The 12,059-nt window shown below is 52.9% G+C and carries 24 protein-coding genes; all 24 read right to left on the minus strand.

The genetic code is table 11. The annotated features are described in order from the left end of the window. Nucleotides 1-332: 332 nt before the first annotated feature. The 24 genes from rplQ to rplB all read right to left on the minus strand — a co-directional run bounded on the left by rplQ (nt 333) and on the right by rplB (nt 12,049). Entirely contained in the window at nt 333-716 is a 384-nt protein-coding gene (gene rplQ / locus ACW5XD_RS14665) for a 50S ribosomal protein L17 (RefSeq protein WP_005307999.1), read from the minus strand. Nucleotides 717-759: 43 nt separating this feature from the next. Beyond that, nucleotides 760-1,749, minus strand: a complete 990-nt coding sequence (locus ACW5XD_RS14670; protein ID WP_005307997.1) for a DNA-directed RNA polymerase subunit alpha — start codon at nt 1,747-1,749, stop codon at nt 760-762. Nucleotides 1,750-1,774: 25 nt separating this feature from the next. Next, on the minus strand, nt 1,775-2,395 hold the full coding sequence (gene rpsD / locus ACW5XD_RS14675; protein WP_005340600.1) for a 30S ribosomal protein S4: 621 nt from the start codon (nt 2,393-2,395) through the stop codon (nt 1,775-1,777). Nucleotides 2,396-2,434: 39 nt separating this feature from the next. Then, the gene (rpsK, locus tag ACW5XD_RS14680; protein WP_005319702.1) at nt 2,435-2,824 is read right to left on the minus strand and encodes a 30S ribosomal protein S11; all 390 of its coding nucleotides are present in this window, start codon (nt 2,822-2,824) and stop codon (nt 2,435-2,437) included. 14 nt (nt 2,825-2,838) lie between these two features. Further along, nucleotides 2,839-3,195 (minus strand): 30S ribosomal protein S13, encoded by a 357-nt coding sequence (rpsM, locus tag ACW5XD_RS14685; protein WP_005307991.1) that lies wholly within the window; start codon nt 3,193-3,195, stop codon nt 2,839-2,841. A gap of 139 nt (nt 3,196-3,334) precedes the next feature. Next, nucleotides 3,335-3,448: a 50S ribosomal protein L36 gene (gene rpmJ / locus ACW5XD_RS14690; RefSeq protein WP_005319705.1), complete on the minus strand. Its 114-nt coding sequence runs from the start codon at nt 3,446-3,448 to the stop codon at nt 3,335-3,337. 27 nt (nt 3,449-3,475) lie between these two features. Further along, nucleotides 3,476-4,804 carry a preprotein translocase subunit SecY gene (secY, locus tag ACW5XD_RS14695; RefSeq protein ID WP_010672567.1) on the minus strand — a complete coding sequence of 443 codons (1,329 nt, stop codon included), beginning with the start codon at nt 4,802-4,804 and terminating at the stop codon, nt 3,476-3,478. An 8-nt stretch (nt 4,805-4,812) separates the two neighbouring features. Then, nucleotides 4,813-5,250, minus strand: coding sequence for a 50S ribosomal protein L15 (gene rplO / locus ACW5XD_RS14700; protein WP_005319708.1), 438 nt, complete (start codon nt 5,248-5,250; stop codon nt 4,813-4,815). 2 nt (nt 5,251-5,252) lie between these two features. Beyond that, entirely contained in the window at nt 5,253-5,432 is a 180-nt protein-coding gene (gene rpmD, locus ACW5XD_RS14705; RefSeq protein WP_005307985.1) for a 50S ribosomal protein L30, read from the minus strand. A 6-nt stretch (nt 5,433-5,438) separates the two neighbouring features. Further along, nucleotides 5,439-5,939: a 30S ribosomal protein S5 gene (gene rpsE, locus ACW5XD_RS14710; protein WP_042010196.1), complete on the minus strand. Its 501-nt coding sequence runs from the start codon at nt 5,937-5,939 to the stop codon at nt 5,439-5,441. A gap of 14 nt (nt 5,940-5,953) precedes the next feature. Beyond that, nucleotides 5,954-6,307, minus strand: coding sequence for a 50S ribosomal protein L18 (rplR, locus tag ACW5XD_RS14715; RefSeq protein WP_005319717.1), 354 nt, complete (start codon nt 6,305-6,307; stop codon nt 5,954-5,956). A 9-nt stretch (nt 6,308-6,316) separates the two neighbouring features. Beyond that, a complete protein-coding gene (gene rplF / locus ACW5XD_RS14720; protein ID WP_005319720.1) occupies nt 6,317-6,850 on the minus strand; it encodes a 50S ribosomal protein L6 in 534 nt (177 codons plus the stop codon). Between the two features lie 13 nt (nt 6,851-6,863). Then, nucleotides 6,864-7,256 carry a 30S ribosomal protein S8 gene (gene rpsH / locus ACW5XD_RS14725; RefSeq protein WP_005307980.1) on the minus strand — a complete coding sequence of 131 codons (393 nt, stop codon included), beginning with the start codon at nt 7,254-7,256 and terminating at the stop codon, nt 6,864-6,866. Nucleotides 7,257-7,275: 19 nt separating this feature from the next. Then, on the minus strand, nt 7,276-7,581 hold the full coding sequence (gene rpsN, locus ACW5XD_RS14730) for a 30S ribosomal protein S14 (RefSeq protein ID WP_005319722.1): 306 nt from the start codon (nt 7,579-7,581) through the stop codon (nt 7,276-7,278). 10 nt (nt 7,582-7,591) lie between these two features. Next, nucleotides 7,592-8,131: a 50S ribosomal protein L5 gene (rplE, locus tag ACW5XD_RS14735; protein ID WP_005319725.1), complete on the minus strand. Its 540-nt coding sequence runs from the start codon at nt 8,129-8,131 to the stop codon at nt 7,592-7,594. 13 nt (nt 8,132-8,144) lie between these two features. Next, entirely contained in the window at nt 8,145-8,462 is a 318-nt protein-coding gene (rplX, locus tag ACW5XD_RS14740; RefSeq protein ID WP_042033862.1) for a 50S ribosomal protein L24, read from the minus strand. A gap of 11 nt (nt 8,463-8,473) precedes the next feature. Beyond that, the gene (gene rplN / locus ACW5XD_RS14745) at nt 8,474-8,842 is read right to left on the minus strand and encodes a 50S ribosomal protein L14 (RefSeq protein ID WP_005307975.1); all 369 of its coding nucleotides are present in this window, start codon (nt 8,840-8,842) and stop codon (nt 8,474-8,476) included. Nucleotides 8,843-8,989: 147 nt separating this feature from the next. Next, a complete protein-coding gene (rpsQ, locus tag ACW5XD_RS14750; RefSeq protein ID WP_005319730.1) occupies nt 8,990-9,238 on the minus strand; it encodes a 30S ribosomal protein S17 in 249 nt (82 codons plus the stop codon). Further along, nucleotides 9,238-9,429: a 50S ribosomal protein L29 gene (gene rpmC, locus ACW5XD_RS14755; RefSeq protein WP_005319733.1), complete on the minus strand. Its 192-nt coding sequence runs from the start codon at nt 9,427-9,429 to the stop codon at nt 9,238-9,240. The genes rpsQ and rpmC overlap by 1 nt, the downstream gene beginning before the upstream one ends. After that, nucleotides 9,429-9,842, minus strand: a complete 414-nt coding sequence (rplP, locus tag ACW5XD_RS14760; RefSeq protein ID WP_005340612.1) for a 50S ribosomal protein L16 — start codon at nt 9,840-9,842, stop codon at nt 9,429-9,431. Before rplP ends, rpmC begins: the two co-directional genes overlap by 1 nt. 12 nt (nt 9,843-9,854) lie before the next feature. Then, a complete protein-coding gene (gene rpsC / locus ACW5XD_RS14765) occupies nt 9,855-10,568 on the minus strand; it encodes a 30S ribosomal protein S3 (RefSeq protein ID WP_033130008.1) in 714 nt (237 codons plus the stop codon). A 3-nt stretch (nt 10,569-10,571) separates the two neighbouring features. Beyond that, nucleotides 10,572-10,916: a 50S ribosomal protein L22 gene (gene rplV / locus ACW5XD_RS14770; protein WP_033130007.1), complete on the minus strand. Its 345-nt coding sequence runs from the start codon at nt 10,914-10,916 to the stop codon at nt 10,572-10,574. 10 nt (nt 10,917-10,926) lie between these two features. After that, nucleotides 10,927-11,205, minus strand: a complete 279-nt coding sequence (gene rpsS, locus ACW5XD_RS14775) for a 30S ribosomal protein S19 (RefSeq protein ID WP_005307960.1) — start codon at nt 11,203-11,205, stop codon at nt 10,927-10,929. 22 nt (nt 11,206-11,227) lie between these two features. Then, entirely contained in the window at nt 11,228-12,049 is an 822-nt protein-coding gene (gene rplB, locus ACW5XD_RS14780) for a 50S ribosomal protein L2 (RefSeq protein WP_005340614.1), read from the minus strand. Nucleotides 12,050-12,059 lie beyond the last annotated feature (10 nt).

Here is a 12,059-nt window from a genome sequence, read left to right on the forward strand (position 1 = left end):
CACGGTAGGGGTACCGTTTTGTTATCCGGTTTGAAGCCGTATGACCACTCCCTTTTGTGGGCAACTGTCAGGTGAATACCATCTCCATACAGTTAAGAACATCTGTTTTCCTATGTTTTTCCGCGCAACACATCCCACACGGGCCAATACACTGATGCAAGGAACGGAGAAGGCCGTAACAACGCATATAGGCAAATTACCTATATAAGAGAGAGTGCAGTCCAGGTAACAAGGCAGTTGAGGCAGTTGAGGCAGTTGAGGCAGTTGAGGCAGTTGAGGCAGTATCAGAATCCATTAAAAGAAAAGCCGGGACAAGCCCGGCTTTTTCTTTATCACTCAGCAGCTGCTTCAGCAGCAGCTGGGCGGTCTACCAGCTCAATGTAAGCCATAGGGGCGTTGTCGCCTGCACGGAAACCGCATTTCAGAATGCGAGTATAACCGCCGGCGCGCTCCAGGTAGCGCGGGCCCAGTTCATTGAACAGCTTAGCCACGATCGCGTTATCGCGAGTACGGGCAAATGCCAGGCGACGATTAGCAACGCTATCAGTCTTGGCAAGGGTGATCAGCGGTTCAACGACACGACGCAGCTCTTTTGCCTTAGGCAGAGTCGTCTTGATGATCTCATGACGAACCAGGGAGCTGGCCATGTTGCGGAACATAGCCTGACGATGGCTGCTGTTCCGGTTCAGTTGACGACCACTCAAACGATGGCGCATGACCTTATCCTTCTAACTAAATCTGTGAAACCCGTAATCTGGATTACTCGTCAGCGATGCTGGCGGGCGGCCAATTCTCGAGGCGCATGCCAAGAGACAGACCACGGGAGGCCAACACGTCCTTGATCTCAGTCAGGGACTTCTTACCGAGGTTAGGAGTTTTAAGCAACTCAACTTCGGTACGCTGTACCAGATCACCAATATAGTGGATAGCTTCTGCCTTCAGACAGTTCGCAGAACGAACTGTCAGCTCCAAATCATCGACAGGACGCAGCAGAATCGGATCAAACTCGGGTTTCTCTTCTTTCTTCTCGGGCACGCTGACATCGCGCAGATCCACGAAGGCTTCCAGTTGCTCGGCCAGAATAGTGGCTGAACGACGGATGGCTTCTTCAGGATCCAGAGTACCATTGGTCTCCATGTCGATGACCAGCTTGTCCAAGTCGGTACGCTGTTCCACACGTGCTGCCTCAACATTGTAGGCAATACGAACGATGGGGCTGAACGCGGAGTCCAGCAGCAAGCGACCAATCGGACGCTCTTCATCATCGTTGTGAACACGAGCAGAAGCAGGCACATAACCACGACCGCGCTGAACTTTCAGGCGCATGCTGATTTCAGCATTGGCACCAGTCAGGTGGCAGATTACGTGCTCCGGGTTTACGATCTCGACTTCATCACCGTGAGTGATATCACCAGCGGTAACGGGGCCTGTTCCAGACTTGGTCAGGGACAGAGTTACCTCGTCCTTGCCTTCCAGCTTTACAGCGATACCTTTCAGGTTGAGCAGGATTTCAAGAATGTCTTCCTGTACACCTTCTTTGCTGCTGTACTCATGCAGTACCCCGTCAATTTCGACTTCAGTAACTGCACAACCGGGCATAGATGACAGCAAAATACGACGCAGGGCGTTGCCCAGCGTATGACCAAAGCCACGCTCGAGTGGCTCAAGAGTCACTTTCGCATGAGTCGGGCTAACTTGCTCGATGTCAACTAGCCGCGGTTTAAGAAAATCTGTTACAGAACCCAGCATTGTGTCCTCTCTTTAGAAGCTAGCTTTACTTGGAGTAAAGCTCGACGATCAGCTGTTCGTTAATGTCGGCAGACAGGTCGGAACGCTCTGGCAGACGCTTGAAAGCACCTTCCATTTTAGCGGCATCAACCTCTACCCAAGTCGGCTTCTCGCGCTGACCAGCAACTTCCAGGGAAGCTTTGATACGCGCTTGCTTCTTAGCCTTCTCACGAACGCAGATCACGTCCTCAGGGGAAACCTGGAAAGAAGGAATGTTCACAACGCGACCGTTTACCATGATGGCTTTGTGGCTCACCAGCTGACGAGATTCAGCACGGGTAGCGCCAAAGCCCATACGGTAAACAACGTTGTCCAAACGACCTTCCAGCAGCTGCAACAGGTTTTCACCGGTGTTACCCTTTTGACGGGCAGCGTCGCGGTAGTAGTTGCGGAACTGTTTTTCCAATACGCCGTAGATACGACGAACTTTTTGTTTCTCGCGCAGCTGAACACCGTAGTCGGACAGACGCGCTTTACGCGCACCGTGCTGACCAGGGGCGGTGTCAATCTTGCACTTAGAATCAATCGCACGAACACCAGACTTCAGGAAGAGGTCGGTGCCCTCACGACGGCTAAGCTTAAGCTTAGGACCGATATATCTTGCCATCTTCTTTCTCCAACAATCCTAGACCAAGTAGCTACAGCGTTATACGCGGCGCTTCTTGGGAGGACGACAACCGTTGTGCGGGATCGGAGTCACATCAGTAATATTAGTGATGCGGAAACCAGCCGCGTTCAGAGCGCGGATGGAAGACTCACGACCGGGACCCGGACCTTTGACCATGACTTCCAGGTTCTTCACGCCGTATTCTTTGGCGATCTCACCAGCACGCTCAGCAGCTACCTGGGCAGCAAACGGAGTGGACTTACGGGAACCACGGAAACCTGAACCACCGGAGGTAGCCCATGACAGAGCATTGCCCTGACGGTCAGTAATGGTCACGATTGTGTTGTTGAAAGATGCATGAACGTGCGCAATACCGTCGCTCACTTGCTTTTTAACGCGCTTGCGAGCACGAGTCGGAGTTTTAGCCATTTTCTACCTTCCCGTTACTTCTTGATAGCCTTGCGCGGACCCTTACGGGTACGAGCGTTGGTCTTGGTACGTTGACCACGAACAGGCAGGCTACGACGGTGACGCAAACCACGGTAGCAACCCAGATCCATCAAGCGTTTGATGTTCATGGAAATCTGACGACGCAAGTCACCTTCAACGGTGAATTTACCTACTTGCTCGCGCAGACTCTCGATCTGAGCTTCGTCCAAGTCTTTAATTTTCACATTCTCAGCAATACCGGCTGCGGCACAGATGGCCTTGGAGCGGGTACGACCGACGCCATAAATCGCAGTCAACGCAATGACTGCATGCTTATGGTCAGGAATGTTAATGCCAGCGATACGGGCCACTGTTCACTCCTACGTAGCGTAGATAACGACCACCACAAAGCCCGTGAGCGGATACGTGGCGGTCAACCAATACACAACAAAAGTTGGCTGGCTATATTAGCCAGCACAACTATTTGTTGCAAGTACTAACCGTAAAAAATTAGCCTTGGCGCTGTTTATGCTTTGGCTCACTGCAAATCACACGCACCACACCGTGACGCTTGATGATTTTGCAGTTACGGCAGATTGCCTTAACGGAAGCACGAACTTTCATTGCTTAACTCCGTAACTACGCCGACCTTTAGCGGCCGTAGCCCTTCAGGTTGGCCTTCCTCAGGACGTCACCATATTGATGAGACATCATATGGGTTTGTACCTGAGCCATGAAGTCCATGATAACTACCACGATAATCAGCAGCGAAGTGCCACCGAAGTAGAACTGTACGTTCCAGGCAGTCATCAAGAACTGGGGTACCAGACAGATAAAGGTTATATAGAGCGCACCTGCCAATGTCAGGCGAGTCATAACCTTATCGATGTAACGTGCTGTCTGCTCGCCCGGGCGGATCCCCGGGATAAAGGCTCCACTCTTCTTCAGGTTGTCTGCTGTCTCGCGGGGGTTGAACACCAGCGCGGTATAGAAGAAACAGAAGAAGATAATGGCTGCTGCATACAACATCTCATACAAGGGCTGACCCGGCTGCAGGACCATAGAGACCTGTTGCAGGATATCAGCGATCTTGCCCTCGCCCTGACCAAACCAAGAGGTAATGGTCCCTGGGAAGAGGATGATGCTGGATGCGAAAATCGCAGGAATCACACCGGCCATATTCACTTTCAACGGCAGGTGTGTGCTTTGCGCGGCGAATACCTGGCGGCCTTGTTGACGCTTGGCGTAGTTAACGACGATACGACGCTGGCCACGTTCCACGAACACCACAAAGTAAGTCACTGCGAAAACAATCAAGCCCAGCAACAACAACAGCAGGATGTGCAATTCCCCTTGACGTGCCTGTTCGGCCGTAGCACCAATGGCATGCGGCAAACCAGCAACGATACCCGTGAAAATAATCAACGAGATACCATTACCGATCCCACGCTCGGTAATCTGCTCACCCAACCACATCAAAAACATGGTACCGGTGACCAGACTCACAACGGCCGTGAAATAGAAGCCCAAACCCGGATGAGTCACGAGTCCCTGCATCATATTCGGCAGACCGGTTGCAATACCAATGGCCTGGAAAGTTCCCAAAACCAGCGTGCCCCAACGGGTATATTGGCTAATCTTGCGACGGCCGGATTCACCTTCTTTCTTGAGTTCAGCAAGAGCGGGGTGAACCACAGTCAGCAGCTGGATAATGATCGATGCCGAAATATACGGCATGATCCCCAGCGCAAGAATAGAAGCACGCGAGAGTGCACCACCACTGAACATGTTGAACATCTCAATGATGGTGCCCTTCTGTTGTTGGAACAACTCGGCCAGTACGGCGGCGTCAATACCAGGAATCGGCACATAAGAGCCTGCACGGAAAACGATAATCGCCCCGAGAACGAAGAGCAGACGGCTCTTCAGCTCACTCAGACCACCCTGTGCTTTAACATCCAATCCTGGTTTCTTAGCCATTGTACTGATTATTCCTCGATTTTACCGCCAGCGGCCTCGATGGCTGCACGTGCACCTTTGGTGACGGACACACCACGAACGGTCACAGCACGGTCAATGTTGCCAGACAGAACAACTTTAGCGAAAACGATGTTCTTAGTAACAACACCGGCTTGCTTCAGAGTGCTCAGATCGACCACATCACCTTCTACCATGGCGATTTCGTTCAGACGCACTTCGGCAGAAACCAAAGATTTGCGAGAGAAGAAACCGAACTTCGGCAGACGGATTTTCAAAGGCATCTGGCCGCCTTCGAAACCAGCGCGGACCTTACCGCCACCGGAACGAGAGGTTTGACCTTTCACACCACGACCACCAGTCTTGCCCAGGCCGGAGCCGATACCACGACCCCGACGTTGTTTTTCAGGCTTGGAACCAGCGGCCGGAGACAGAGTATTCAGACGCATGCTTAGCCCTCCACCTTAACCATGTAATAAACCTGGTTGATCATACCGCGTACGCAGGGAGTATCTTCCAGCTCAACGGTGTGACCAATGCGACGCAGACCCAGACCACGCAGAGTCGCCTTGTGCTTTGGCAGACGGCCGATAGAGCTGCGAGTTTGAGTTACTTTTACAGTGTTAGCCATGTCGCATTACCCCAGAATTTCTTCAACGCGCAGACCACGCTTGGCAGCGATCTGGGCCGGGGATTGACCCTGTACCAGAGCGTCGACAGTTGCGCGAACAACGTTGATTGGGTTGGTGGAACCGTAGGTCTTGGCCAGCACGTTGTGGATACCAGCAACTTCCAGAACAGCACGCATGGCGCCGCCTGCAATGATACCAGTACCTTGTGAGGCCGGCTTCATGAACACGGTGGAACCGGAGTGAACACCGCGCACCGGGTGGTGCAGAGTGCCATTGTTCAGTTCTACCTTGCTCAGGTTACGTTTAGCCTGCTCCATCGCTTTTTGAATAGCGGCCGGAACTTCACGGGCCTTACCGTAACCGTAACCTACACGGCCGTTACCATCACCCACCACGGTCAACGCGGTGAAGGACATGATACGACCACCTTTAACAGTTTTCGAAACACGGTTTACTGCAATCAGCTTTTCTTGCAGTTCGCCGGCTTGAGATTCGACTTTAGCCATCTTCGACTCCTAGCTTAGAACTGAAGACCAGCGTCACGAGCAGCGGTAGCCAGAGCGGCTACACGACCGTGATACTTGAAACCGGAACGATCGAAAGATACGTTCTGAACGCCTTTGGCAATAGCACGCTCAGCGATTGCTTTACCTACTGCGGTAGCTGCATCAGCATTACCGGAGTATTTAAGCGCTTCACTGATGGCTTTCTCTACTGTAGAAGCAGAGGCCAGAACTTCGGAACCGTTGGCTGCGATAACCTGCGCGTAGATATGACGCGGGGTACGGTGAACAACCAGACGGGTAGCTCCCAGTTCCTGCATCTTCTTCCGAGCACGAGTAGCACGACGGAGACGAGCTGCTTTCTTGTCCATAGTGTTACCTTACTTCTTCTTAGCTTCTTTAGTACGCACTTGCTCGTTGGCATAGCGTACACCCTTGCCCTTGTAGGGCTCCGGAGCGCGGTAAGAACGGATATCGGCGGCGACTTGGCCAACCAGCTGCTTGTCCACACCACGCAGAACGATCTCTGTAGCGGTAGGGCATTCAGCGGTGACGCCAGCCGGCAGCGCATGCTCTACCGGGTGAGAGAAGCCCAGGGCCAGCGCGACAGCATTGCCCTTGATGGAGGCTTTGTAACCTACACCAACCAGCTGCAGCTTACGCTCAAAGCCTTGGGTAACACCGATTACCATGTTGTTAGCCAATGCACGTGCAGTACCGGCCTGAGCGTCAGCACCAGCGATGCCGTCGCGCGGGGCGAACTTCAGTACATTGTCTTCTTTGGTCACTTCTACACCGGCGTGGATGGAACGAACCAGAGAACCTTTACCACCTTTGATGGACAGTTCCTGACCGTTCAGAGTCACCTCTACGCCAGCAGGAATAGTGACGGGTGCCTTAGCAACGCGAGACATTTCCGACCTCCTATTAAGCGACGTAGCAGATGATCTCACCGCCCATGCTTGCCTTGCGGGCAGCACGGTCGGTCATCACACCTTTAGACGTGGACACGATAGCAACACCGAGACCGCCCATAACTTTCGGCAGATCAGTAGTGCGCTTGTAAATACGCAGGCCGGGACGGCTCACGCGTTGGATCAGTTCTACAACCGGCTTGCCCTGGAAATATTTCAGTTCAATTTCCAGTTCCGGCTTCACATCACCTGCTACGGAGTAGCCAGCGATGTAACCTTCTTCTTTCAGCACTTTGGCAATTGCCACTTTCAGCTTGGAAGAAGGCATGGAAACCGCAACTTTGCTCGCCGCCTGACCGTTACGGATGCGGGTCAGCATATCCGCGATCGGATCTTGCATGCTCATAGTCTAACTCCCGAGATTCTTACCAAGAGGCCTTTTTGAGGCCTGGAATTTCGCCCTTCATGGCATGCTCACGCACCTTGATGCGGGACAGGCCAAACTTGCGCAGGAAACCGTGCGGACGACCAGTAATATTGCAACGGTTACGCTGGCGGGACGGACTGGAATCACGGGGCAGCTGTTGCAGTTGCAAGACAGCATCCCAACGCGCTTCTTCAGAAGCGTTCATATCAACGATGATAGCTTTCAGCTCGGTTCGCTTGGTCGCGAACTTGGCTACCAGCTTCGCACGCTTTGCTTCACGTGCTTTCATGGATGTTTTAGCCATAACCCTAACCTTACTTGCGGAATGGGAAGTTAAAGGCAGCCAGCAGAGCACGGCCTTCTTCATCGGTATTCGCGGAAGTGGTGATGGTGATATCCAGACCACGAACGCGATCGACTTTGTCATAGTCGATTTCCGGGAAGATGATTTGCTCACGCACGCCCATGGAGTAGTTACCACGACCGTCGAACGCTTTAGCGTTCAGGCCACGGAAGTCACGGATACGCGGTACGGAGATGCAAATCAGCCGTTCCAGGAACTCCCACATACGCTCGCCACGCAGGGTTACTTTACAACCTATCGGGTAGCCTTCACGAATCTTGAAGCCCGCAACAGATTTGCGAGCTTTGGTGATCAGCGGCTTCTGACCGGAAATGGCAGCCATATCGGCAGCGGCATTTTCCAACAGCTTTTTGTCAGAGATAGCTTCACCAACACCCATGTTCAGGGTGATTTTCTCGATCCGAGGGACTTGCATGATAGTCTTGTAACCGAACTGTTTGGCCAGTTCATTTACTACATCGGATTTGTAGTAATCATGCAGTTTCGCCATCGTTAAACTCCAATTACTTCACAAGTTCGCCGGTGGATTTGAAGAAACGAACTTTTTTGCCGTCTTCAATCCGGAAACCAACGCGATCAGCCTTGCCAGCGGCAGAGTTGAACAGCGCTACGTTAGAAACGTCCATTGGGGCTTCTTTGCTGATGATACCGCCAGCCTGACCCAGTGCGGGTACCGGCTTTTGGTGTTTCTTCACCAGATTGATGCCTTCAACGTATACCTTACCTTCGCTTACCAAGACTTGAGTGACTTTGCCACGCTTGCCCTTGTCTTTGCCGGTAAGAACAATCACTTCGTCTTCGCGACGGATTTTAGCTGCCATCGTTCGACTCCTTACAGTACTTCGGGTGCCAGGGACACAATCTTCATGAACTTCTCATTACGGAGTTCACGGGTCACCGGGCCAAAAATACGAGTACCGATTGGCTGTTGGTTGTTGTTAAGCAACACAGCCGCATTGTTGTCGAAACGGATGACTGAGCCGTCCGGACGACGAACGCCTTTACGGGTGCGTACGACCACCGCGTTATACACATCACCTTTCTTCACTTTACCGCGAGGAATGGCTTCCTTAATGGAAACTTTGATGATGTCGCCGATGCCGGCGTAACGGCGGTGCGAGCCACCCAGAACCTTAATACACATTACACTGCGAGCGCCGGAGTTGTCGGCTACGCCCAGCATACTTTGCATCTGGATCATTTTAGTGCTCCGCTTTGTTTACTTCTTATCCCTCTCGGGATCTGGCTGCCTTCAAAAGGCGCGAAACTATAACACAGGATTTTTAGAAAAGGTAGCCTAAAAAACAAACGGCCCCGCTAAGGGGCCGTTTGGGCTAAAAAGTACCGATTAGGCCTTTTCTAAGATAGCAACCAGGGTCCAGGACTTGGTCTTGGACAGCGGGCGGCACTCGCGGATTTCCACGAGATCGCCAGCTTTACACTCGTTGTTCTCATCATGTACGTGCAGCTTGGTAGTGCGCTTGATGATCTTACCGTAGATCGGGTGCTTTACCTTGCGCTCGATAGCAACAGTGATGGATTTCTCCATCTTGTCGCTGATTACACGACCTTGCAGAGTACGGATCTTGTCAGTCATTACGCACCTGCCTTCTCAGTCAGTACAGTCTTGATACGTGCGACGTCACGACGCACTTGTTTCAGAGTGTGAGTCTGAGCCAGCTGGCCGGTGGACGCTTGCATGCGCATGTTGAATTGCTCACGCAGCAGGCCCAGCAGCTCCTGGTTCAGTTCATCGACGCTCTTTTGACGCAGATCTTGGGCTTTCATCACATCACCGTCTTAATTACGAAAGTGGTCTGAACAGACAGCTTAGCTGCGGCCAGGGCAAACGCTTCACGCGCCAGAGCCTCAGGTACACCGTCCATCTCGTACAGAACCTTGCCAGGCTGGATCGGGCAAACCCAGTATTCCACGTTACCCTTACCTTTACCCATACGAACTTCGAGGGGCTTTTCGGTGATGGGCTTGTCCGGGAACACACGGATCCAGATCTTACCTTGACGCTTAACGTGACGGGTCATGGCACGACGGGCTGCTTCGATTTGACGAGCAGTCAGTTGACCACGGGATGTCGCCTTCAGGCCAAAGGTACCGAAGGATACTTCGTTACCAGAGGTGGCCAGACCGCGGTTACGACCCTTATGGGTCTTGCGGAATTTAGTACGCTTAGGTTGCAACATTTACCGATCTCCTTACTTAGCAGCGCGGCGCTTGTTGTCACGCTTGGGCTTTGCAGGAGCTTGCTCTTGAGCAGCGGCAGCATTGACTGCAGCCAGACCGCCCAGAACTTCGCCCTTGAAGATCCAAACTTTGACGCCGATCACACCGTAAGTGGTGTGGGCTTCAGAAGTTGCGTAGTCGATGTCGGCACGCAGGGTGTGCAGAGGCACACGACCTTCACGGTACCATTCGGTACGCGCGATTTCAGCGCCGCCCAGACGACCGGACACTTCCACTTTGATGCCCTTGGCACCCAGGCGCATGGCGTTTTGTACGGCGCGCTTCATAGCACGACGGAACATAACGCGACGTTCCAGCTGGGAAGTGATGCTGTCGGCAACGAGTTTGCCATCCAGCTCCGGCTTGCGGACTTCGGAAATGTTGATCTGAGCAGGCACGCCAGCAATTACGGCGACGGCTTTGCGCAGTTTCTCAACGTCTTCGCCTTTCTTGCCGATCACGACACCCGGACGAGCGGTGTGAATGGTCACACGGATGCTCTTGGCCGGACGCTCGATGGTGATCTTGGACAAGGAAGCGTTTTTCAGCTCCTTGGTCAGGAACTGGCGTACTTGAAAATCGCTGTACAGGTTGTCAGCGAAGTCTTTGGTGTTCGCGAACCAGGTAGAATTCCAAGGCTTGGTAATACCCAGGCGAATGCCATTAGGATGTACTTTCTGACCCATTGCTTATCTCCCAGCCTTAGCGTCGGATACCACTACAGTGATGTGAGCGGTACGCTTGAGGATACGATCCGCACGACCTTTGGCACGCGGACGGATGCGCTTCATGGAGGGACCTTCGTCGACCATGATAGTAGCAACACGCAGGGCGTCGATGTCGGCGCCTTCGTTGTGCTCAGCGTTTGCAATGGCAGATTCCAGCACTTTCTTAACCAGCACAGCAGCCTTTTTCGGGCTGAAGGTCAGGAGATTCAGAGCCTTGTCTACGGACAGACCACGTACTTGATCGGCTACCAGACGAGCTTTCTGGGCAGAAGTACGGGCATAACGGTGTTTAGCGATAGCTTCCATCATTTATCCCTTAGCGCTTCTTAGCCTTCTTATCAGCAGCATGGCCGCGATAAGTACGAGTCGGTGCGAATTCACCCAGTTTGTGACCGATCATTTCTTCGGTAACGAAAACCGGAACGTGCTGACGACCATTATGGACAGCGATGGTCAAACCGATCATGTTCGGGATGATCATTGAACGACGGGACCAGGTCTTAACCGGCTTTTTATCCCCGCTTTCCACCGCTTTCTCTACCTTCTTCAGCAAGTGCAGGTCAATAAATGGACCCTTCTTGAGAGAACGTGGCATGGTGATTCCTCTATGTTAACAATTACTTGTTACGACGACGTACGATGTACTTGTCGGTACGCTTGTTCTTACGGGTCTTGAAGCCTTTAGCCTTCTGGCCCCATGGGGACACAGGCTGCATGCCCTTGTTACGACCCTCACCACCACCGTGCGGGTGATCGACCGGGTTCATCGCCATACCGCGAACGGTCGGACGAATACCACGCCAGCGGTTGGCACCGGCTTTACCCAGTTGACGCAACATGTGCTCGGAGTTACCGACTTCACCGATGGTGGCGCGGCACTCGGCCAGAACTTTACGTACTTCGCCGGAACGCAGACGCAGAGTTACATAGTTACCTTCACGAGCCAGGATCTGGATGAAAGTACCAGCGGAACGAGCCAGCTGGGCACCTTTACCAGGTTTCATCTCAACGGCGTGAACAGTCGAACCGACCGGGATGTTGCGCATCGGCAGGGCATTACCTACCTTGATTGCGGCATCAGCACCAGAAGCGATAGCGTCACCAGCTTTCAGGCCTTTCGGAGCCAGGATGTAACGACGCTCACCGTCTGCATACAACACCAGAGCGATGTTAGCGGTACGGTTAGGATCGTATTCCAGGCGTTCTACTTTGGCCGGGATACCGTCTTTGTCGCGCTTGAAGTCGACGATACGGTAATGCTGCTTGTGACCACCACCGATATGACGGGTAGTGATACGACCGTTGTTGTTACGACCACCGGACTTGCTCTTGCTGTCCAGCAGAGCGGCAAAGGGCTTACCCTTGTACAGCTCTTGATTGACGATCTTAACGACGTGGCGGCGGCCCGGAGAAGTAGGCTTGCACTTAACGATTGCCATTTTTCAGAAC

The organism is Aeromonas enterica, from assembly GCF_054052465.1.

Coding starts and splice junctions, on each gene's coding strand:
- rplV (WP_033130007.1), bottom strand. CDS start 10,916: ATGGAAGCTATCGCTAAACACCGTTATGCCCGTACTTCTGCCCAGAAA.
- rplO (WP_005319708.1), bottom strand. CDS start 5,250: ATGCGTCTGAATACTCTGTCTCCGGCCGCTGGTTCCAAGCCTGAAAAA.
- rpmD (WP_005307985.1), bottom strand. CDS start 5,432: ATGGCTAACACTGTAAAAGTAACTCAAACTCGCAGCTCTATCGGCCGT.
- rpmC (WP_005319733.1), bottom strand. CDS start 9,429: ATGAAAGCCCAAGATCTGCGTCAAAAGAGCGTCGATGAACTGAACCAG.
- rplF (WP_005319720.1), bottom strand. CDS start 6,850: ATGTCTCGCGTTGCTAAGGCACCCGTCACTATTCCTGCTGGCGTAGAG.
- rpsN (WP_005319722.1), bottom strand. CDS start 7,581: ATGGCTAAAACATCCATGAAAGCACGTGAAGCAAAGCGTGCGAAGCTG.
- rplX (WP_042033862.1), bottom strand. CDS start 8,462: ATGGCAGCTAAAATCCGTCGCGAAGACGAAGTGATTGTTCTTACCGGC.
- rpsC (WP_033130008.1), bottom strand. CDS start 10,568: ATGGGTCAGAAAGTACATCCTAATGGCATTCGCCTGGGTATTACCAAG.
- rpsH (WP_005307980.1), bottom strand. CDS start 7,256: ATGAGCATGCAAGATCCGATCGCGGATATGCTGACCCGCATCCGTAAC.
- rpsD (WP_005340600.1), bottom strand. CDS start 2,395: ATGGCAAGATATATCGGTCCTAAGCTTAAGCTTAGCCGTCGTGAGGGC.
- rplN (WP_005307975.1), bottom strand. CDS start 8,842: ATGATCCAGATGCAAAGTATGCTGGGCGTAGCCGACAACTCCGGCGCT.
- rplE (WP_005319725.1), bottom strand. CDS start 8,131: ATGGCGAAACTGCATGATTACTACAAATCCGATGTAGTAAATGAACTG.
- rplR (WP_005319717.1), bottom strand. CDS start 6,307: ATGGACAAGAAAGCAGCTCGTCTCCGTCGTGCTACTCGTGCTCGGAAG.
- rplP (WP_005340612.1), bottom strand. CDS start 9,842: ATGTTGCAACCTAAGCGTACTAAATTCCGCAAGACCCATAAGGGTCGT.
- ACW5XD_RS14670 (WP_005307997.1), bottom strand. CDS start 1,749: ATGCTGGGTTCTGTAACAGATTTTCTTAAACCGCGGCTAGTTGACATC.
- rpmJ (WP_005319705.1), bottom strand. CDS start 3,448: ATGAAAGTTCGTGCTTCCGTTAAGGCAATCTGCCGTAACTGCAAAATC.
- rpsE (WP_042010196.1), bottom strand. CDS start 5,939: ATGGCTAAAGTCGAATCTCAAGCCGGCGAACTGCAAGAAAAGCTGATT.
- rpsK (WP_005319702.1), bottom strand. CDS start 2,824: ATGGCTAAAACTCCGACTCGTGCTCGCAAGCGCGTTAAAAAGCAAGTG.
- rplB (WP_005340614.1), bottom strand. CDS start 12,049: ATGGCAATCGTTAAGTGCAAGCCTACTTCTCCGGGCCGCCGCCACGTC.
- rplQ (WP_005307999.1), bottom strand. CDS start 716: ATGCGCCATCGTTTGAGTGGTCGTCAACTGAACCGGAACAGCAGCCAT.
- secY (WP_010672567.1), bottom strand. CDS start 4,804: ATGGCTAAGAAACCAGGATTGGATGTTAAAGCACAGGGTGGTCTGAGT.
- rpsS (WP_005307960.1), bottom strand. CDS start 11,205: ATGCCACGTTCTCTCAAGAAGGGTCCATTTATTGACCTGCACTTGCTG.
- rpsQ (WP_005319730.1), bottom strand. CDS start 9,238: ATGACTGACAAGATCCGTACTCTGCAAGGTCGTGTAATCAGCGACAAG.